The organism is Chitinophagaceae bacterium (assembly GCA_007695095.1).
GTDB lineage: Bacteria > Bacteroidota > Bacteroidia > Chitinophagales > REEL01 > REEL01.
This window is the reverse complement of record REEL01000093.1, coordinates 50,773-73,047: the sequence shown is the minus strand read 5'-3', so window position 1 is coordinate 73,047 and position 22,275 is coordinate 50,773. Positions and strand designations below refer to the sequence as shown.

Genomic DNA, 22,275 nt, shown 5'->3' with positions numbered 1-22,275 from the left:
TAAAAAACCTTTATTAAAAACGAGAATACATCCTTTTCTCTTTAATCTTTTTTCTTGATAAAAAGCAGAAAAAGTCCCAAGAAGACCAAATTCCAAGAAGTTTGCCGCTCAAATTTCCCTCCTCGGATAGGTGCATTGGTGTTTTTTTTATTTAGCAAGTGAAAGCATTGCGGGTCAAGGAGGAATTTCAGCCGCGATTTTTTTTGATGGAAAATGGAAAATGTAGAGGGAGCTCCCTGAAATCAGTTGTCACTCTGAGTGGTAGCGAAGAGTCTCCGTATTAATTTAGAGACCGATTTCGCTCTGCGTCTCGCGAGCGTAAGTGTTGATCAGCCTCCGGCTGGCATTCAATGTTATAAGGCTGTTTCTTAAGTTAGATTTTGCATAATTTCTAGTCCGCTGACTTCGACTCCGCTCAGACACCTATCTACCTATCAATCAACTGTTACTATGCATATACAGAGATGCTTCCTATCGTCAGCATTACAGAAAGCAGTAAAGATGCACTTTTTAAATAAAAGTTTGAAAAAACACTACAAACTACATATGTAGTGCACGGTTATCCGTAGCCGCAAGACAAGCTTCTTTAAAAGCTTCTGTATAGGTTGGATGAGCATGACAAATACGACCGATATCTTCTGCTGAAGCACGATATTCCATAGCTACAACAGCCTCAGCAATTAAATCAGCTACTCTGGGGCCAATCATGTGTACACCTAAGATTTCATCTGTTTCTTTATCTGCAAGTACTTTTATGAGTCCGTCAATATCTCCGCTGGCTCTTGCACGACCACTGGCCTTGAAAGGAAATGTACCCGATTTATAAGATTTTTTCTGCTCTTTCAATTCTTGTTCGGTATATCCGACACCCGCAGCTTCCGGCCAGGTGTAGACAACACTCGGTACTAATAGATAATTTATGTGTGGCTTTTGACCGGCTAATACTTCTGCGGCATACATGCCCTCTTCCTCCGCTTTATGCGCCAACATAGGGCCTTTGATAACATCTCCAATGGCGATGATGTTGTCAATTTTTTTTCCGTCTTTGTCTTTGCAAAATAAATGGTCTTCTACAGGTATGCGACCTCTGTCATCAGTTTCAACTCCGATTTTATCCAAACCTAAGTTATCTGTATATGGCTTACGACCCACAGCTACCAAACAGTAATCCGCTGTGAATTTTTCTTCTTCCCCTTTAGGGTTTTCAGCTGTTACCGTCACTGTTTTCCCTTTTGTACTGACTCCGGTAACTTTATATTTCAATTTTACATCTATTCCGATTCCGCTCAGTGATTTTTTAAGCTCTTTTCCCAAATCCTTATCCATAGAAGCGATAAGTGTATCCATGTACTCAAGCACTGTAACTTCACACCCTAAACGAGCATAAACACTACCCAATTCACTCCCGATGATTCCCCCGCCAATTACGACCATTTTTTTAGGTACAGCCTTTAATTCAAGGGCTTCAGTAGAGGAAATTACTCTCTTTTTATCAATTTCTACATTTGGAATACTGGCAGGCTTAGAACCTGTAGCTATTATAATTTTAGAGGCTTTTAATTCTTTATCATCCCCCTTTTCGGCTTTTACAATTACGGTATTTTTATCTTTAAAAGTCCCGTGACCGTTGAATACCGTTATTTTATTTTTTTTCATTAAAAAACTGACGCCATCACTATTTTGCTTTACCACATCGGCTTTGCGCTTTATCATTTGAGGCATATCCACGCTCAAATCTTTTAATTTAATACCGTGGTCACTAAAAACACTGTGAGCATTATGATAATGTTCTGAAGAGTCGAGCAGTGCTTTTGACGGAATGCAACCTACATTGAGACAAGTGCCCCCAAGATTTTTATATCGCTCTACTATAGCTGTTTTCATTCCAAGCTGTGCACATCGAATAGCTGCTACATATCCACCCGGGCCTGACCCAATAATTACAACATCAAATTCCATCTTATAATATTTTTTTATAGTCCTAATAATAGTTTTGCCGGATCTTCACCGTGCAATAAGAATTCAGGTTTTTCTAAAAGCTCTTTTACTTTTACTAAAAAGGTAACACTTTCCTTACCATCAATAATACGGTGATCATAGGAAAGGGCCAGATACATCATTGGACGAATGACAATTTCTCCATCAATCACCATAGTGCGTTCCTGAATTTTATGCATTCCCAGGATTGCAGACTGAGGAGCGTTTAAGATTGGAGTAGACATTAAAGAGCCAAAAACTCCTCCATTACTTATAGTAAATGTTCCTCCGGTCATTTCATCTATAGAAAGTTTATTATCTCTACCTCTGATTGCCAAATCCATTACTTTCTTTTCTATTTCTTCTATAGAAAGCGATTCGGCATTTCTGATTACCGGTACAACCAATCCGCGTGGGGTAGAAACAGCTATCGATATATCGCAATAATCGTGTAAAACGATAGTAGTATCATCTTCAATTTTACCATTTACAGCAGGAAATTCTTGTAAAGCTATGCAGCAGGCTCTTGTAAAAAAGGACATAAACCCTAGATTTACATCAAATTTCTTCTTGAAAGCCTCTTTATACTTTGTTCGGATAGCCATCACCGGACCCATATCAACCTCATTAAAGGTGGTAAGCATGGCCGTGTCATTTTTTGCAGCTACCAATTTTTTTGAGATTGTCTGTCTTAACTTAGACATTTTTTCTTGCCTGTGCTCTCTGCTGAATTCTCCTCCGGTAAACACTTTAGAAGAAGATTCACCTTTTGTAGTATCTGCTTTTTTATCGTCAGATTTATTTTCTACTGCTTTTAAGGCATCTTCCTTGGTTATTCTGCCATCCTTTCCACTGCCTTTTACCTTTTCAGGGTCTAAATTATTTTCTGTTAAAATTTTTGAGGCAGCAGGTGATGGGTGAGATTTAGCATAAGTGTCTGCCTTTTCTTCTGTTTCTACCTTTTCAGACTTTTCACCTTCAGAAACTTTTTCTTCCTTTTGTTCTTCTTTAGTATCAGATTTTTTTGCTGTTGGCTTTTCCTCAGATTTTTCTATAGTGCAAACAACATCTCCGATATTGAGGTCCTGTCCTGCTTCGGCAATTAACTTTATTTTTCCGGGAACCTCTGCCGTAAGTTCAAAAGTTGCTTTATCAGACTCCAGCTCACAAAGAACCTGATCCATTTCTACTATATCTCCGTCTTCTACCAACCATTCAGCGAGCGTCACTTCTGAGATTGACTCCCCTACTGTAGGTACTTTTATTTCTGTAGCCATATAATTTTTAGTTAAAAGCTTTATTTAAAATATCGTCTTGTTCTTCCTGATGTATTTTTGCATATCCGGTAGCCGGTGAAGCGCTTGATTTTCTCGCGATTAGCTTCAGCTGAACAGTATTGTAACAACTCAACAAATATACCCAGCCACCCATATTTGCCGGCTCTTCCTGTATCCAGAAAAATTCGGCATTCTTATACTTTTTAACGATTGCATCCAACTGCTTAAATGGCAATGGATAAAGTTGTTCTATTCTTACAACTGCAATGTCATTTCTTTTTGTTTCCGCTTTTTTCTTCTTTAATTCATAATAGATTTTACCACTGCAAAGCAAAACACGCTTTACAGAAGCTGGCTTTTTTGAGGCTGCAGCATCGTCATAAATTTCTTTGAATGAACCTTCCAGAAAATCTTCAACAGGCGAAATACATTCCGGATGTCTTAACAAAGATTTAGGTGACATTACCACCAGAGGCTTTCTGAATGGCCAACTTAATTGTCTTCTGATTGCATGAAAAAAGTTAGCCGGCGTGGTACAATTTAATACACATATATTAAATTCGGCACTCAGTTGTAAAAAGCGCTCCAATCTTGCCGATGAATGTTCCGGGCCTTGACCTTCATAACCGTGAGGCAGCAACATAACTAATCCACTCATTCGTTGCCATTTGCTTTCAGCAGAAACTATAAACTGATCAATAATGGTTTGCGCCCCATTAGAAAAGTCTCCGAACTGAGCTTCCCAAATTGTTAAACCTTCCGGAGATGCCAGTGAGTAACCATATTCAAACCCAAGTACTCCAAATTCTGAAAGCAATGAGTTGTAAATTCTGAATTTTCCCTGACCCTTTGATAAATCGTTTAACCTGTTAAACTCTTCACTACTTTTCTCATCATAGAGTATGGCATTCCTGTGAGAGAAAGTGCCTCTTTTAACATCTTGTCCACTCATGCGAACATGATGCCCCTCCAACAATAAGGATCCGTAAGCTAACCATTCTGCAAGTGCCCAGTCGAGCTGATTATTTTCCAGTAATTTCTTTTTTTGATCATTCAGGCGCTTAATCTTTCGAAGCGGAGTAAAGTCCTTTGGAGTTTCAAATATTTTATTAAAAATCAAATCATAAACCCTTTTATCTATAGAGGTAGAAGGTGATTTTTCAAAATCTAAGGGCTTAGATTTTCTCAGAGTTTTCCAGGCTTTTTCCGGTTCCTGATAATGATAAGGCAATGGTTTTTGTTTGACCATATCTAAACGCTCCTGAAGCATTTTCCAAAAATCCTCGTTCATTTCATTCGCTAATTCAGCCTGCATAGAGCCGCTATCAATCAGCTTTTTAGAATAAATCTCTCTTGGATTGTTATGTTTTTCAATGATATTATACAAAGAAGGTTGCGTAAACTTAGGGTCATCCGATTCATTATGACCATGTTTTCTGTAGCAAACCATATCAATAAAAATATCTCTCTTAAATTTATTTCTAAATTCGGCTGCCATTTCAACGGCAAAAATCACCGCTTCAACATCATCTCCATTCACGTGTAAGGTTGGTGCATCTATAGTGTTAGCAACACTTGTTGAATACACAGATGATCGTGCATCATCAAAATCGGTGGTAAAACCAATCTGATTATTTATCACAAAATGTATGGTTCCACCTACTTTATAACCTTTTAACTGAGACATCTGGGCAACTTCATAAACAACCCCTTGCCCGGGCAAAGCAGCATCTCCGTGAATTAAAATGGGCAGCGCTTTATTGGTATCATAATTATATAAAAGATCCATTTTGGCCCGGCAGTAACCAATCACTACCGGATTTACTGCTTCCAGATGAGAAGGATTAGGTGCCAGTTTCAGATTTACTGTTTTACCGGAAGGTGTTTCAATTTCAGAAGAAAATCCAAGATGGTATTTCACATCTCCGTCACCCATTGTTAAGTCCGGCATGACATTTCCTTCAAACTCATTGAAAATATGACCGTAGGTCTTGCCCAGTAAATTTGCCAAAATATTCAAACGACCTCTGTGTGCCATCCCTATTACAACCTCTTCGGTACCTAAATCGGCACTGTGGTTTATAATCGCATCTAAAGCCGGGATAGTGGTTTCTCCGCCTTCAAGTGAAAAACGTTTCTGACCTATATATTTTGTATGTAAAAACTTTTCAAAAGCAACTGTTTCATTCAACTTCTGAAAGATTCTTTTTTTCTTTTCCAGCGAAAACTGAATGGAAAAGTATTTATTTTCCATTTTCTCGATGAAGTAATCCTGAATGGCTTCATCATTAATATGCGTAAATTCAATTCCTATGGAACGGCAATACGCTTTTTGAAGGTGATCAACTATATTTCTTAAAGTAGGATTTTGCAGCCCCAGCTTTTTGCCTATGACGAATTCTTTGTCTAAATCTTTTTCGTCTAAGCCGAAATACTTAATATCCAATTCAGCATTTCTGTCTTTTCTTTCGCGTATAGGATTTGTTTTAGACAACAAGTGCCCTTTTTTACGATAAGCTTGAATAAGGCTCCAAACTTTTACCTCATCGAGCGAAACCTGACCATTACTTTTAGTATCATAGTTCTTTAAGGCAAAATCGAAGCCTTCAAAGAAAAGCCTCCATTCCTGATCAATAGTATTAGGGTCTTTTTTATAATCCCGGTACATTGATTCCAGGTATGAGGGATGCGCATTTGAAATAAATGAAAAATTGTCCATGGCTGATAGGGGATGAATTTGCTACAAATATCGTGTATTTTCAATAAATTCACACATAAAAATATCATTTTCATTCACGAAAAATGATTAATTATATTTTTACAATTTACAAATACTTCGATTTAATCAAAAAATAGTTGTGATTCGTACACTTACTTTTGATAACTTCAACCTCTATTCTGAACTTATAGTATCATTTTTTTTGTAAAAACTTTAAAATCTTTGTTTTTTAAAAAATATAATTCTATTTTTGCGGACGTTTAAAAATTAATATTCATGGCACATCACAAGTCGGCAAAGAAAAGAATCAGACAAATACAGAAGAGAAGACTTCATAACAGGTATTACAAGAAGACAACCAGTAACATGATGCGTCGTCTTGACGCCGCAGAAGCTGATGAAGCAAAAGAAAAATTGCCTTTAACTATCTCTATGATAGATAAGTTGGCGAAGATTGGTGTATTCCATAAAAACAAAGCTGCAAACATTAAATCGAAATTAACGAAAAGAGTGAATGCTAAAATAGCGGCAAAGTAAATTTCCCGATTTAAAAATAATTTTATATATTTATCCATATTTGAAAATTTCAGATATGGATAATTTTTTTTCAGGACATTCCATTAAGTCCTGGGCTGAAGATGACCGCCCCAGGGAAAAGCTCATGAAATTGGGGAGAAAAAACCTTTCTGACGCTGAGCTGCTGGCCATTTTATTGCGTAGTGGCAGTCGAAAAAGCAGCGCCCTGGAACTTTCCAAAAAAATACTTTCAGATGTTGATAATGATTTAGATAAGTTAGCGAAAATATCTATTGACCAAATCGTCAATAAATACCACGGAGTTGGAGAAGCAAAAGCTATAACACTTATCGCTGCTTTGGAATTAGGCATCAGAAGAAATGCTAAACAAAGCCTTCCCCGTTCGAAAATAACGTCCAGTAAAGATGTTTTTGACCTGCTTCAAGCAAAGTTTATAGATTTGCCCCATGAAGAATTCTGGGTAATGTATCTGAATCGTTCAAATATTGTAATAAAAAGTGAACGCATAAGTCTGGGCGGCTCTACCGGTACTGTAGCAGACCCGAAAATTATTTTAAAACGTGCTGTTGAACTAATTGCCAATGCAATTATCTTAGCTCACAACCACCCGAGTGGCAGTCTAAAACCCAGTCAGGCAGATATCAGTCTTACTAAAAAAATTAAAGAAGCCGCATCCTATCTGGACGTTTATCTCTTTGATCATTTAATCTTTACAGATAAGGCCTATTTTAGCTTTGCTGATGAAGGATATATTTAAGGCATAGTTTTTGAACTGTAATAATTAAAAAAATTGTGATTCTGCAAATTAAAATTTACTATATTTATAATCAAATAAAAGAATCAAAACTCTTTTTAGCTGTTAAAAACTGAATAATGAAAATTACAATCACCCTACTATTTGCATTGGCTATGACCGTCAGCCAGTCTTTTGCTCAATCTGAAAACATTGGTCGTCAACACTTGCCGGATGTTGAACTACAAAAAATGGATGGCTCCCGGGTAAATATATCTTCTTTTGGTAAAAATGAAAAAATAACGGTTATTGCTTTTTGGGCTACATGGTGTGCCCCCTGCAAAAGAGAACTGGCAAACATTTCTGACATTTATGATGACTGGCGCGAAGATTACAACCTGGAGGTTTTGGCCATCTCCATTGATGACACACGTAATGTTGGCCGTGTCCGCTCTTATGTAAACAGCCAGTACTGGGACTTTGAAGTATTGCTGGATACCAATCAGGACATGAAGCGTCATCTTAATTTTCAAACTATCCCCTTTACAGTTTTAGTAAATCAGGATGGCCGGATCGTATATACACATTCCGGATATGTAGAGGGTGATGAGTTTATACTGGAAGAAAAAATAAAGAATCTGATAAAAAACTGATGAAGGCATCTTTTTTATTTAAATTAGTATTAGAAAATATACAGTATCAGAAAAGCTAAGATCTTTTTTAAATATACCCACAATTCATTTTATTCTTTTACCCCTCTTTGATACAGACGATAATAATACAGCATCCCGAAATAGTGGAACATTTTTGCGAAAATACTCGTGTAAATAGCTCCCATTACCCCGTAGTCCAAAATAGCTATCAACAAAATATTTCCACTGATATTAATAAGAGCCTCCGCCAAAGAAACATTTCGAATTGCTTTTCCCTGAGATTTGGCAGCAAGAAAATTATATGGCTGATACATACCCTGAAAAAAGAAAGCGATAGATACCGGCACTAAATATTTTGCTACCTCACTAAAATCAGCTCCAAATATTATAGTCACTATAAAATCCCCGGCTAAGTAAAGAAAAGCAATACAAAACGACAACCATAAAAAATTTGCCCACAGTAATTTTGAAGGAATCATTGCACGGGAAGAGAAACTTTTAAACATTGCTGATGCCACTGCCTGGCTAAGCATTATCATCGGTGAACAAAGTATAGAGGCAAGGGTATAGAACCCCAATTGTGTCGTGTTCACGAAATAAGAAATAAATAAAGCATCAGCTTTAAAGGTGCTCAGGTTGGCAACAAATCCCCAGTAGTAATTAAGCCCATAGGTTTTGACTTTATTAATCAGCTGACTCCATACCGGTTTCAAAGCCGAGAAAGAAGGATTCAACGTTTTCCACAACAGCGTTAATGCTATAAAAAAGCCAACCATATTAATAATCATCACATTGACAAGGCTTATCTCAAAGAACCACCAGAAAAGAAGTAAAAAAAGAAAGAAAAATACTTTGGAAAATAAATCGAAATAAGCAAACCAACTCACATTACCCGTTCCCGTACTAACAGCCTGAAACAAATACCTGAAAGGCAGAATCGAACAAAGCACAGCTACTATTCTCAGAGCATCTCCAAAAACAATATTAAACCAGCTATCTATAAAAAAGCTGAGTATAATCAGTAAAAAGGAAAAGGCCAATCCCAAAAGACCCGAAAGGATTATTCCAATACCTATCAATCGTCTTTCGGCTAACTTTTCTTTTTGTTCAGCAATCAAGACCTGAATAGAAGGATAGATTCCAAAATTGAAAAAAATCACCAGCAAACTGGTAAGGGTACCAAAAAAAGCATACAAACCATAATCCTCAGCTCCCAGTGTTCGGGTTTGAATAGCTTTGATAAAGTAGCCTATAAATATTATAGCTATTTGAGCAGAAAAAAGTAAGCCCGTTTGTTTAACAGCTTTTTTTTCGCTTAATTGATGCCCGTAAGCCAAAATTTCTTTAAAAGAAGGCAGCATTTATTTCCTACATTGAGGTTAAGCTTCAAAAGTATTGAGAAAATTTGATTATTTAATAAAAAAGCTATTTTGAATACGATAAATACGTAAAATCAAACTCCCATTGCTTCTTTAGTTTTGATATCTGTGGGCATTTTCCCGGGCTTTGCTTTTAAATTTTTGTTCGGACTTGAAAAACCGATTTTCTTAATTTTTAAACGTAATGAGTTACCAATAACAATCACATCAGAGAAAGCCATACTTAAGGCAGCAATCATTGGACTAAGCATCCCCATTGAGGCTACCGGAATTGCAAAAGCATTATAGAAAAATGCCCAAAATAAATTTTGCTTGATTGTAAGTAATGTATGTCTATTGACTTCAAAAGCATGTTTTAATACTGAAAAATCACTGCTTAACAACACTATCTGAGAGGACTGTATAGCTACTTCAGTTGCATTTCCCAGAGAAACTCCCACGTCGGCCAAAGCCAATGCCGGAGCATCATTAATGCCATCTCCCACCATTGCTGTTTTCCCGTTTAATTTCAGGCGTTTGATAACATCCAGTTTTTCTTCCGGGAGTTTTTCTGCATAATACTTTTCAACGCCTAATTCAGTGGCTATTGAGTGTGTACGTTCTTTTAAATCGCCACTTAGTATTACGGGTTCAATTCCCCGGGATTTAAAAAACTCTATAGTTTCAGAGACATTAGATCTAATTTGATCTTCCAGATCTACCCAGCCTAAACAAGTTTTGTCAATCGCCAAATATATATTGTGACCGGGCTCTACACTAATTCCTTTTTCACGCATCCAGGCAAATGAACCGGCAAGTACAACTCCGTCTTTACTTTTGGCTGTCATCCCTTTCCCCTTAACTTCTTTTATATCTGTAAGATCTGCAAGCTTGAGAGGCTGTTCCAGACTTGACATTAATGAACTTGCTAAAGGATGAGTAGACTTGCTTTCAATAGCATATAAAATACTATCAAACTTTTTTTCAGTTCCTTCCAGTACTTTCTTTGCTTTCAGTGAAAATTTACCGGTTGTTAAAGTACCTGTTTTATCAAAAACAATATATTTTATTTTCGAAAAGACTTCCATAGTTTCTCCTCCCTTAATCAATATTCCTTTTTTTGCAGCCCGCCCAACTCCTACCATTACAGCTGTTGGAGTAGCTAACCCAAGAGCACAAGGGCAGGCAATAACTAAGACAGCAATACTAATCATTAATGAGCGGGCAAAGCTGACATCAATCAGAAAAAACCAAACCAAAAAAGTCGCCAGGGCAATTGTCAAGACAAGAGGCACAAAAATGCCACTAATTTTATCTGCTAATTTCTGCACGGAAGGCTTTTCACTTCGGGCATCTTTAACCATTCGAATAATTCTGGATAAGACCATCTCCTCCCCAACTGCTGTTGCCTTCATCCGAAAATTACCGGATTCACATAGAGTGCTGCCGATAACCGCATCTCCCTTCTTTTTCTCTACAGGCACTGATTCACCGCTTATCATAGCCTCGTTTATGTTGGCTTCCCCCTTAATTATTTCCCCATCCACGGGAACCGCTTCACCACTTAATACATTTAATATATCACCGGCCTCTACTTTTGACAAGGAGACAATTTTTTCAATTTGCTGACCATTTTCCGTTTTAACCAATCTGGCCGTTTCAACTTTTAATTTTGCTAATTCTGAGAGGGCTGTAGTTGTTTTTTTAACTGCCTTTTGCTCCAGCACATTACCCATAAGTACAAGAGTGATAATCATTGCAGAAGTCTCATAAAAAAGATAATTACCTACTTCAGGAGTGCCCCAAAATGCAATAGTTCCTGCAAGGCTATAGACAAAAGCTGCAGTTGATCCGATAAAAATCAATACGTCCATATTGGGAACACCTGCCCTCAAGGAGGACAGAGCACTTCTTCCAAAAAAAGCAAAACCGACTAAAAAAACCGGTATACAAAGTATAAGTTGTACAAGTGGATTATGTAAAAAATGAAAAGGCAAAAACATATGAGAAAAAAGAGGAATCGTGAAAAAGAGTGTGAAATAAAACTTTTTTTCTAAACTTGTCAGCTTCGAAATGAAGCTACCTTCCTTGTCTTCTTGCTTTACCTCTTTTTCAACATTATATCCCAGTTTTTCAATTCCTTTTGCCAGACTATCTAAATCTTCTTCTCCAACATAATCGAATTGAACCTCATCACTTGCAAAATCAACCACTACCGACTTCTGGCCTTTTTTCTCCAAAAATCGGGTGACCCCCAGTGCACAGTTTGAACACGTCATCCCCTCTACCCGCCAATTGATTATTTTCCTTTTTTCCATAAATTTTATCTAATTCTCTTAAAGAACGGCTATTTCATTTTAAAGATTCAAAATTAAGGACTTTAATTTTCATAAATCCTTTAAAAGGAAACTATAAAATAAAAAGCAATAAATTTTTCCGTTTAAATTGAATTTAAAAATAGAACTTAATAAAAAAATCTGAAATGAACGATTTCAAACATTCGCTCTTTAAAGCTGTTTTAAGGATTTAAAACACCTAAATCTATAAGTACATTTGTGATTCCATTAATGACAAATTGTACGGAAATAACAGCTAATATCAAACCAAAAATCTTAGTAATGATTTGCTTACCTGCTTCACCTAAATATTTTACTATCACTTTTGAATAGACCATTGAATAATAGCAACTTACAGTAGTAATTAAAACTGCTACAAAAACCAAGGCTGTATGATAAATCGTAGGCGCTTCACTGGTAAGTATCATTACAGTTGCTATTGAACCGGGACCGCTTATAAATGGGATTGCCAATGGAATAATTGAAATATCATCAGAAATTTTACCTTCCGATTCGGTATCCGGTTTTTCTTCACTTTCCTTTTTGGTTAACATTCCCATAGCTATACCGAATAAAATAATTCCACCGGCTATTCTAAATGCAGCAAGGGTGATTCCAAACAACTGGAAAATAATACCCCCCAATAAAGCAAAAACAAAAAAGATACTAGTTGAAATCTTAGTTGATTTCATGGCGATTTCTTTTTTTTGTTGTTGAGACATTTTAGTAGTCAGTGAGAGAAAAATAAAAGCAGTAGTCAAAGGATTTACAATTACAAAAATACCGGCAATAGTCACTAATAGGTATGTAAGTGTAGTCTGTATGATTTCTATAATTTCCATAATTTTATTTTCCGGTGAAAAATTTAATTTACAACAATTTTTATAATAAACACTTTTAAAAACACTCAAATATGCTAAAAGTATCAAAGATTTAAACGAAAATTATTCATTTTTGAAATGTATTTAAAACATTCCTGAAATGTCGTAAAAGCCGTTAAAACATTTCGCAATAATTTGTTTGTTGCATTTGATAATTGTTGTATTTTTGTGACTCTTTTTACATGGTGGCCGTAGCTCAGTTGGTTAGAGTGCCAGATTGTGACTCTGGAGGCCGGGGGTTCAAATCCCCTCGGTCACCCTTCGAAAGCCGTTACATTTTTGTAGCGGCTTTTACTTTTTATAGGCCGAATAAGCATTCCACTCGTCTCTTTCTACGATATCATAATTCGCCTTAAAAGGGATATCCTTATTAAAGATTTCCTGAAAAACCTCAATTAAACGCTCTTCAAAGCGGTCGAACAGCTCAGGCGGAATACTTTCTATGGCCAGCATCTCAGGTTTGTACCTTTTCGTTGAGATAATCCCCGCATTGATATTTTCCGTTTGCTGAAATTTTCGGGCATACAACCAGGCATACATCATTGTTTGAAAACGGGCTGAGTTCTTTTCGGTTTGCTGAAAAATTTCGTCCAAAAATATTTCCTGAGCTTCATCCGTAGAAAAATCTACTGCCTTTCGAATTTCATCCCTACCTGTTTTATAATCTATTATTTCAGTTACATTTCCTCTTAATTGTACTCTGTCAGCTTTCCCGTTCAAATTTATTCGGATAGGACGGTTATTTACTTTTATTTCTAACTGAGTGAGCAGGGTATTTCTTTCTTCAAGCATTTCAATTCTAAAAGGCAAATTTTCCAAATCACCCTTTATCATAAGGGCCAACATGTTTTCTATTGCATCAAAAACCATCAAATCTTTCCCTTTGATATCCCGCACTTTATGCAATCTTTTAAATTGCTTAGTCAAAACTTCCCGGCTGTTTTTTGCAACATCTACAAGGTCTTCTGAATGTATTTCTTTTTTTATAAGCCCCTGATATAAAACATCCATACTTTCGTGAAAAATACTTCCAAACAGAGCAGGATCGATCTCTTTTTTCTCCGTGTTATCCTGGTATTTCAAAATATGACGAAAATAAAATTTCACCGGGTCTTTCAAATAGGTGATAATATGAGTGGGGTATAAAACATTTTTCGGATGGGTATACCTAAACAGCGTTTTAAATAAGTCTTCCGTTTTCTTTATTTCCCTTTCCTTGATAATTTCCTGTCTGAACTTAATATTTTGTGATGCAGCATGTAAAGAAATATTTTTTAACTCATTTTCTTTATCAAGCTTTTTTAGCACTTGTATTTGTTGAATAAATCGACTTTTTTCTCCTTCTGTAAGGCTATCATCGGCACTTTCGGAATTATAGAGCATGTAAATATTCCGGGCTCTGGATAAAAGTCTGTAAAAATGATATGAAACAACAGATTCCTGTTCTTCTGCCAACGGCAAACCAAATGCTTTACGTACATGATAAGGAATAAAGCTTTTTCGCTGTCCGGATGGAGGTAAGTTTCCTTCATTTGCTCCCAAAATAATGATATTTTCAAAATCCAGGCAACGGGTTTCTAAAAATCCCATTAACTGCAATCCTCCCAAGGGTTCTCCTTCAAAAGGGACACGTTGTGTTTGCAAAATTTGTGTCAGCAACTGATATAAGCTCAAAGCGTTTATCTGAATATCATAACGCTCAAATAGATCCCTCATTTTTCTTACCTGCAATACAAATTTATATATGCATTCCATTTCAGCCGTATCCTCCTCTTTTTCTTCATGAAACAGCTGTAAAACATAACTAAAAAAGGCATCCAGATTTTCTAAAAATTGAAAGGGCTCAGAAACTTCCAGTAAAATATTTAAAAAAGGCTCCGGCAGCTTTAAGTCTTGTATATCCTTAGCCGTAATCTGAAAGGTAAATTTCTTAATTTTATCAGAGAAAATTTTCGGATCGTGCTTATCTAAAATTTTTGCAGCTATCGGGTGAAAAAGTAAATTTACCAAAAAAGCCCGGTGAAACAGAACCTCATCATCATGCAGATAAATCGTTTTCCGATACTTGATAAGCTGCTCCATCAGAGAAGCTGTGAGGCTTTCTTTAAGCGGATATCCCATAGTGATATTGACCGTTCCAATATCGTCAGGGATGTTTTGTAAAAGAGGGACAAGCAAATGCTCATCTGCCAAAACTACGGCAGTGTTCGGAATAAAACTTTGTTTTTTAGTCTTTTTTCCTTGTGATTTCAGGCTGATTTCCTTAAGTATATTTCCGGCTATCTTGCATTGGCCAATTCTGAGTGGCACACCATAAGAATAAATATCCTTGGGTATTGTCTGCCAATTTTGAAAAGGTTTATTATCCGAGCTGAGTTTTGTTTTTTTTCTAAAAAAATATGCAGCATCATGCTTTTCATCCTCAAGAAAGGCTTTGTCAATATCTGTTAAATAGAGTGTTTGAAAGTTTTTCTTAAGATATTGAATAATTTTCTCCTCAGCCGGGTTCAGAGCATTGAAGCCTGCAAATACAAATTTTTGTTGTTTATTGAGGTGGTTAAAATGTTTTTCGGGAGACTCCGCTATATTTCGATATGCAATTCCTTCGTAGACTATGTTTTCATTGATGAGATTTTTCCGATACACTTTATATACTTCCCCAATTTGCATCCACCATTTTTTGAAGTCCTTTTTGAAGCTTTCTTCCCCGCTGCCCTCATCATTCCAAAGCACATCTAGAAACTGCTGAGCAGCTTCTTTTTGTAAATCATCTTCAAAGAGACTGTCAATTTTTTTCAATTCGTATAAATGCCCGAAAAAATCTTCTGCATTAATCAGGTATTTATCAATTTCATCAAAATCCTTTACAATCATTTCACCCCAGGTCAGAAATTCATCAAAGCTTGCATGAGCAATTTTCCCTTTTCCGGCCTTGTATAATTCAATAATCAACTCCAGCGGTTCTGCGATGGTGAGCCCGGAAACTTCTTTTATCCAATCCTGAATACCGTACACTTCGGGTGACCAAACAGGTTTAGTAATGATTTCTGCCATCCCCTTCTTATAGAACAAACCGGCTCTTCTGTTCGGAAAAATCAACGTCAGGTTCTCAGTATCCTCACCAAAAGATTCCTTTATTTCGTTGTAAACACTTTTTAAAAAATAGTCGGATTGCATGCTTCTATAGTAGTTTTATAATATGCTTTCAATTCTGGCTTCATCAAAATACAGTATATGTGCTTCGACCTCTTTATAACCCATTTCTTCCAATGAATTTTTGTAATTTAGTAATTGTTTTTCATAAATTTTTCGGGCTTCTCCGCTTTTAAAATCAACGATTACCGCTTTCTCTCCTTCAATCATAACCCTATCAGGACGAAACATCTCCCCTCCCGGCATTAGTATTTCCTGCTCCCGAATTAATTTCCACCGTCCACTAAACCAATCCTGAACAGTTTTCAGTTGAAATAAATGTTCTAATTTTTTTCTGATTTCTGATTCTCCCAATTTTTTAACTGAATATTCCCTGCATTTTTTTTCTATCACTTCATTTATGTCCGAGGGAGTCAGGATTTCTTCTAAAATTTCATGTATCAGCTTTCCTCTTTCTAAAGCTGACAAATTTTCATCACTTTGCCGACCGGCATCTTTTTGCCAGCTTCTTTTCAGCTTAAGCGTTGGAACGGCCTGCCCTATGTGCCAGTTTTTAATGCTAATTCCTTTGGATTTAATGTATTTTTTTAATTCAAAGTCCAACTTTCCAAAACTGTAAACTGCATTATTCTCTTTTGTTGAAATATTCATTTTCTGTAGCTCCTTCCATTCCTTCTTTGCATCCTCTGAGGTAAAAACATCGGTTGTGGCCTCTGCGAAAATTACCTGACCTAATTCCTGAATTTTAGGACTTGAACGATTTTTTCGGGTACAATTGAATCGAATAAACATACATTTTTCGGCTCTTGTAGTTGCCACATAAAGCAGGTTCAAATTATCCAACATAAAGAGATTGCGCTCCAAAAGATACTCATTTGAAAGGGTGCTTTGCTCAAGTGCCGGAGAAGATTTTACAGGAACCTGCTTTTCAAACTGCATATTTTCTAATTGCGGCATGACCCATAAATAGGTTTCTCTGTGCGGATTTAAATCATAATCGATATCCGGTAAAATCACTACCGGAAACTGTAATCCTTTTGATTTGTGAATGGTCATTATAGTGATAGCATCTTCATCAGATGAAGTCACTACTGAAAGCCGTTCTTTTTTCTCTTCCCAGAATTCTAAAAAGCTAATTAAGTCCGGTCCGTACAAACGATTTGACTCCATCACAAAATCCGTCAAGCGCTGCATATACATATCCGGTTCCGGAACCAAATTGAAGGCGTAAATAATTTTCTCCGTTAGCTTCAGTAATGGAAAAGACAGTAACTCTTTTTTGCTGTGCCCTGTAGATTCAAAAAGTAAATCAATAGCTTCTGTTTTATTTTTAAGTAGTGAATGATAGGTTTTGTAATCTATGAAAAAATCATTTTCCAGTAAAAAGTTAAGCGTATATAATAAAGCTTCTTCATTTTTAGGCTCTGCCAACCATTTCATAAATGATATAAAACATTTCACCGCAGGAGAACTTGATAAAAGTAGAGACTCTTTTGAAACTACCGGAATATTGTTGAATTTCAACCACTCGGCTATTTCTTTGCCCTGACGATTATTGCGGATTAATATACAAATATCCCTGAAATGGAAACCATTATTAACTGCTTTTTCAATACAATCTGTTACATAAGCTTTATAAGCCCGGATAGTCTCAATATCATCCTCTTCATTTATATGATTTACTTCTTTTTCTTCGGATATTGTAAGTTCCACATATCCGCAATTCTCTAAACTTCCTCTACTGAACTTTTGTACAGCATCTGAATATGCTTTTAAAATAGTATCTCTGAATATCTCCCCTCCAAACACTCCGGCATCCACTCTTCCCGGTATAGAACTAAACAGAAAGTTATTAAAATGTACTATAGCCGGATAGCTTCTTCTGTTAACTTCCAGAGTCTCGGAATTAATTTCAAAAAAACCTAAGTCTTCCTCCGCTTTAGTTAGTAAAAGCTGCATATCTCCGCCCCTGAACCGGTAAATAGATTGCTTGACATCACCTACCAATAAGACTTTATTATTTTGGGATAAGCTATTGTTGATTAAAGGAAGAAAGTTTTGCCATTGCATAGCAGAGGTATCCTGAAATTCATCTATTAAAATGTGATTCAGATAAAGACCGGATTTCTCGTATATAAAAGGTACGTCTGAAGAAGCTACCAGTCTATTCAGTAATTCAGTATTATCAGAAATGAGTAAGGTGTCTTTTTCTTTTCTGTAGTTTCGGAGAAAATGATGAAAATAGGATACTATGCCCAGCGCATAAACGCTTTTTTTAATTTGCATGGCTGTAATAAACTCAGGGTAATGAGCCTCCTGAAATGAGATTATTTCACAAAGTAGAGAGTGGAGCCCGCTATTGGCGCAGTTCAGAATATCATCTATCCGTTGAGACTTTTTCCCATACCATGTATCCACATCATCCTGTGCTTTATAAACACGTAGCCCAATTTCATAGGTTTTGACTATTTGAGAAGTTGAGGCTATTTTTTTAAAATAATTGGCAAATCCACTTTTTCCGTAAGAAAAATCCTCTATTGTTAGTTGATAGTTTGTGATCATTTCCAAAGCTTGCTCACCGTAAGCTTTCATTTGATCGGTAAAAGTTGAAATGATTTTATCGGAAGTTTTTAGCAGATTTTCAGCGTCTTCATTTTCAGGCATATTAATTGCCTTTTCCTTAAGGCTTTCTGATGCCAGCGATGCTAAAGCATACTCTATGTTCCATGATTTTCCGCTATTAAGTTGTTCTGCAATAAATTGTCTAATCCATTTTTTTAAATTTTTAAAATCCTGTTTTCCATAGGATTCAAAAAGGTTAGCCGTAACTTCTTTAATCACTTTTTGCTGATCAATTTCAATAAGAGCGCCCATTGGAATGTTTAATTCTCTGGCAAAGGCCCGAATCAGTTTTTGAAAAAAGCTGTCGATAGTACTGATTTCAAACCAGCCGTAATGAAAAAGGATCTCTTTCAGCAAATTATTTGCCTTAGCTGAAATTACTTTGTCTGAATAACCTCCGGTAAGTTTCAAAATTTCTTTCATTGCAGAGTCCTCTTCACATGCAATGATGGTCAACTCTTCAATAATCCGCTCTTTCATTTCGCGGGTTGCTGCCCGCGTAAAAGTTACTGCAAGTATATTTCTAAAGGAATTATTATTTTGAAAAGCCAAAGCAATATACTCAAGCACAAGCCGAAAAGTTTTGCCACTTCCTGCTGATGCTTTTATAAATTGCGCCCCGGTACCTTTTAATTTTTCCATATTTTAATGGTAGTGGACTTTCTTTAAAATTCGATTATTATCGTTGATATTTAATTCCAAAATATAAATTCCGGGAAGATGAAAAGGAAGATTATTCAGTAATACTTTCTCTCCGGAAGAAATTCTTTGATATTCAAATAACTTTTGTCCGGAAACACTGTAAATGTTTACATTCCGGATAGGTTTGGAATAATTATTCTCAATTATTAAATATCCATTCCCTGAATAAACTAAAAGAAAGTCTTCAATGACATTTCTTTCCTGTACATCTGTAATAATCACCAATAGCTCATCTTCAGCCTCACAAGTATTTTCATCTTTATAAACTACTTTTAATTTTATAGAGTCCAGATCAGGTGTAATGTAGGGTTCAATATCAATTTCTGATGTCGGGTTTCCCATTGCCGGCGTTCCATTAATATACCAGTTTACATTTCCACTTTCTGCAACCGAAAATATATAGTTTCCGGAATCAATAATAGCAACTACCGGCTTTGCATTAATTTCTATATCGAGCTCATTAGAAAGTTCAGAATCACCGCAAATGTTCGTACTGTAGAGTGCTAAAGAGAAATTTCCGGTAAAAGCATCCGGAACCTCAACTGATATGGCATCATCCACTATATTCATATTTTGAACAGAATTAGCAGGATTAGTTATCCAGTTTAAGGCATAATCTTCATTATATACATTAAATAAAAATTCTCCAATTGAATCCCCTTCACAAAAAGCAGTATCGGCAGCTAACCATACGGGAGCCGGGGGAATATCTTTAATCAAAAAAACGGAGGTATCCGTAAATAACTGAGAGGGTGAAGAACTCTCAACCTGAACTGAATAAGCATCTCCTGCATTAAAATTAATTTCGTTAACAGGTACAGAAAAAGACCACAAACTGTCTTGGTTTGTAATAAGTGAAGGAACAGAAGTAGATTGACCGTCACTTTCACGTATAACATTCACACTAAAGCTATTTAAACTATCGAAATTTTCTGCTATGGCTTCAAATCCGATAGTGTCTCCCATACAATAGCTGTTCATCCCGAATTCTGAAAAGTTAAATTCCGGAGACGGAGTACCTCCAACTTCTGTAACTGTAAACTGAACAAGAATATCGCTGTCATTCCCACCTACCTGAAAAACTCTGTGATACAAAGTATAAGTTCCGGCCGGAAGATTTCCTAAATTATAGGTATCGGTTCTGTTACAAATCACCATTAACATACCCTGTTCATGTTGTACATTAAAGTTAAACTGATTGGCACTAAAAGAAGTATCAACCAATATTGGATTACAAGGTGAGGTGTTGGCTGTAATATCTACAGAAAAAGATATAAAATCATTGGTCGTTGGATTTTGAGGCCAAACAGTTAAATTATTTATTTGTATTGCCTGTGTGTATAAACTGCAAAATAAAAAGGGAAGCAATAAGATAAGTTTTAGCTTTTTCATTTTTTAATTCTTTTACTTTTTTAGATAAAAATTTTTTAAAATTAAGCCTTAACTAATATTAAAAATGCTGATTCAATCTATAAAATTACAATATTTCAGCGAATTTTTAAATCCAATCAACTCTTATGCAAACATATATTTTTTTAACTTACTTTACTGAATCCATGAGTATTAAAATATAATTTTTCCTGCCTTAAAAAAAAATTTTAAGGTTTGAAAGTCTGTATACCTAAAAGTAACAACTGCAAAAGTACAGAGGACTTTATGAATGCATAGTTTAAATAAAAAAAACTTCCTTTCACGTTAGTAAAAAACTTAAAGCAATTTCATTTTTAAGTTCAGATGCTTTTATTTTGAGAATAATTTTACCTTTACTTTTTTTAAAATAATACAATATAAATGCCTTTCTCACTAATTGTATTCTTAATTGCTGTTTATTTTCTGATATTAATTTTTATTTCCCGCCTAACATCTAAGAATGCCGGGAATGATGCTTTTTTTATAGCAAACCGAAAATCACCCTGGTTTGTAGTTGCCTTTGGTATGATTGGAGCCTCTCTTTCCGGAGTAACATTTATTTCAGTGCCGGGTTGGGTAGGCAGCAATCAGTTTGCTTATATGCAAATCATTTTCGGATATGTAATTGGGTACTTTATTATTGCCGGCGTGCTCTTACCTCTATACTATAAGCTCAATTTAATCACTATTTACTCATATCTCAAGAAATTCGGGTTTTACACATACAAAACCGGAGCATTCTTTTTTCTGCTTTCAAGAACTATAGGTACTGCTTTCAGGCTGTTTTTGATTGCTTTGGTTATGCAAATATTAATCTTTGATAATTTTAATATTCCTTTTTCTGTAACCGTGGGTTTTACAATATTGTTAATTTGGCTCTATACCCGAAAAGGAGGTATAAAAACAATTATATGGACGGATACGCTTCAGACTTTTTTTATGTTGGTGGCTGTAGTGGTATGTATTATTACAATTGCATCAGATTTAAACATAAGCCTGTTATCACTTCCTGCTGAAATAAAAAACTCGGGCTACAGTAAGATGTTCTTTTTCGATCCCGGATCCTCTAAGTTTTTCTGGAAAGAATTTACCAGCGGTATTTTCATTGCAATAGTTATGACCGGTTTAGATCAAGATATGATGCAGAAAAACCTGACTTGTAAAAACATAGGTGAAGCGCAAAAAAACATGATCACCTTCAGCATAGTTCAGGTATTTGTCAACTTCCTTTTTGTTGTTTTAGGCGCAATGCTTTTTATGCTGGCAACAGCCAAAAATCTTTCGGTACCTGAAATGACAGATTATTTTTTCCCTACGTTAGCCGTTGACGGACATTTACAGCTTATTGCCGGCATTTTCTTTGTGCTGGGTGTTATTGCAGCGGCATATTCCAGCGCTGATTCGGCACTGACTTCCTTAACTACTTCACTTTGTATTGATGTTTTAGATATTGATAAAAAAAGCAAGGAAGGGCAGGTCCGTCTTCGCAAACAAATGCACATAGTGGTGGCTGTTGCAGTTTTTGCCGTAATAATGATTTTTAAATCTATTAATAATGAAAATGTAATAACGGCTATATTCACAGCTGCCGGATATACCTACGGGCCACTGCTTGGATTATTTGCCTATGGACTTTTTGTAAACAAACCCATTTATGACCGATGGGTGCCATTTATTGCAATATCATCGCCTTTAATATGTTTTATACTTCAAAGGCATGCAGATACCTTACTTTGGGGCTATCAATTTGGATTTGAATTATTAATTTTAAACGGACTTTTAACCTTTACCGGGCTTTTATTTATTATGAAAAATAAATCAAAAATCAGTCAGGATATCATACCTTAATAACCTTAAAAATAAACAATTGTGAAAAATAGAAATAGAAGTAACTTCAAGCAGAAATCATGGTCAGAG

General features: G+C 35.9%; 13 protein-coding genes and 1 tRNA gene. 5 read left to right on the top strand and 9 right to left on the bottom strand.

Features of this window, described 5'->3' with window-relative positions; translation table 11 throughout:
• Positions 1-540: 540 nt before the first annotated feature.
• From lpdA to EA412_05670, 3 genes are read right to left on the bottom strand one after another with little or no spacing between them, the layout of a single operon-like run.
• Complete coding sequence (gene lpdA, locus EA412_05680; GenBank protein TVR79923.1) at positions 541-1,959, bottom strand: dihydrolipoyl dehydrogenase; 1,419 nt, start codon at positions 1,957-1,959, stop codon at positions 541-543.
• A 14-nt stretch (positions 1,960-1,973) separates the two neighbouring features.
• Positions 1,974-3,254, bottom strand: a complete 1,281-nt coding sequence (gene odhB, locus EA412_05675) for a 2-oxoglutarate dehydrogenase complex dihydrolipoyllysine-residue succinyltransferase (GenBank protein TVR79922.1) — start codon at positions 3,252-3,254, stop codon at positions 1,974-1,976.
• Positions 3,255-3,261: 7 nt separating this feature from the next.
• Positions 3,262-5,973, bottom strand: a complete 2,712-nt coding sequence (locus EA412_05670) for a 2-oxoglutarate dehydrogenase E1 component (protein TVR79921.1) — start codon at positions 5,971-5,973, stop codon at positions 3,262-3,264.
• 276 nt (positions 5,974-6,249) lie between these two features.
• Between EA412_05670 and rpsT the strand changes: the two genes are divergently transcribed.
• The 3 genes from rpsT to EA412_05655 all read left to right on the top strand — a co-directional run bounded on the left by rpsT (position 6,250) and on the right by EA412_05655 (position 7,896).
• A complete protein-coding gene (rpsT, locus tag EA412_05665; GenBank protein ID TVR79920.1) occupies positions 6,250-6,510 on the top strand; it encodes a 30S ribosomal protein S20 in 261 nt (86 codons plus the stop codon).
• A 55-nt stretch (positions 6,511-6,565) separates the two neighbouring features.
• Positions 6,566-7,267, top strand: coding sequence for a JAB domain-containing protein (locus tag EA412_05660; protein ID TVR79919.1), 702 nt, complete (start codon positions 6,566-6,568; stop codon positions 7,265-7,267).
• 116 nt (positions 7,268-7,383) lie between these two features.
• Positions 7,384-7,896, top strand: coding sequence for a TlpA family protein disulfide reductase (locus EA412_05655; GenBank protein TVR79918.1), 513 nt, complete (start codon positions 7,384-7,386; stop codon positions 7,894-7,896).
• Positions 7,897-7,985: 89 nt separating this feature from the next.
• Here the strand turns inward: EA412_05655 and EA412_05650 are convergent, their stop codons facing one another.
• The 3 genes from EA412_05650 to EA412_05640 form a co-directional block, all read right to left on the bottom strand.
• Positions 7,986-9,257: a hypothetical protein gene (locus EA412_05650; protein ID TVR79917.1), complete on the bottom strand. Its 1,272-nt coding sequence runs from the start codon at positions 9,255-9,257 to the stop codon at positions 7,986-7,988.
• A 92-nt stretch (positions 9,258-9,349) separates the two neighbouring features.
• Entirely contained in the window at positions 9,350-11,572 is a 2,223-nt protein-coding gene (gene cadA / locus EA412_05645; protein ID TVR79916.1) for a cadmium-translocating P-type ATPase, read from the bottom strand.
• A 200-nt stretch (positions 11,573-11,772) separates the two neighbouring features.
• Positions 11,773-12,414, bottom strand: coding sequence for an NAAT family transporter (locus tag EA412_05640; GenBank protein TVR79925.1), 642 nt, complete (start codon positions 12,412-12,414; stop codon positions 11,773-11,775).
• A 242-nt stretch (positions 12,415-12,656) separates the two neighbouring features.
• Here EA412_05640 and EA412_05635 point away from each other — a divergent pair.
• Positions 12,657-12,730, top strand: a tRNA-His gene (locus EA412_05635).
• Between the two features lie 32 nt (positions 12,731-12,762).
• On the opposite strand, the gene EA412_05630 is transcribed toward EA412_05635, so the two are convergent.
• Genes EA412_05630 through EA412_05620 form a run of 3 tightly spaced genes read right to left on the bottom strand, consistent with a single transcriptional unit; the run spans position 12,763 to position 20,340 of the window.
• Entirely contained in the window at positions 12,763-15,648 is a 2,886-nt protein-coding gene (locus EA412_05630; protein ID TVR79915.1) for a PD-(D/E)XK nuclease family protein, read from the bottom strand.
• A gap of 15 nt (positions 15,649-15,663) precedes the next feature.
• Entirely contained in the window at positions 15,664-18,888 is a 3,225-nt protein-coding gene (locus tag EA412_05625) for a hypothetical protein (protein TVR79914.1), read from the bottom strand.
• 3 nt (positions 18,889-18,891) lie between these two features.
• Positions 18,892-20,340, bottom strand: coding sequence for a T9SS C-terminal target domain-containing protein (locus tag EA412_05620; protein ID TVR79913.1), 1,449 nt, complete (start codon positions 20,338-20,340; stop codon positions 18,892-18,894).
• A gap of 399 nt (positions 20,341-20,739) precedes the next feature.
• Between EA412_05620 and EA412_05615 the strand changes: the two genes are divergently transcribed.
• The gene (locus EA412_05615) at positions 20,740-22,206 is read left to right on the top strand and encodes a sodium:solute symporter (protein TVR79912.1); all 1,467 of its coding nucleotides are present in this window, start codon (positions 20,740-20,742) and stop codon (positions 22,204-22,206) included.
• Positions 22,207-22,275: the final 69 nt, after the last annotated feature.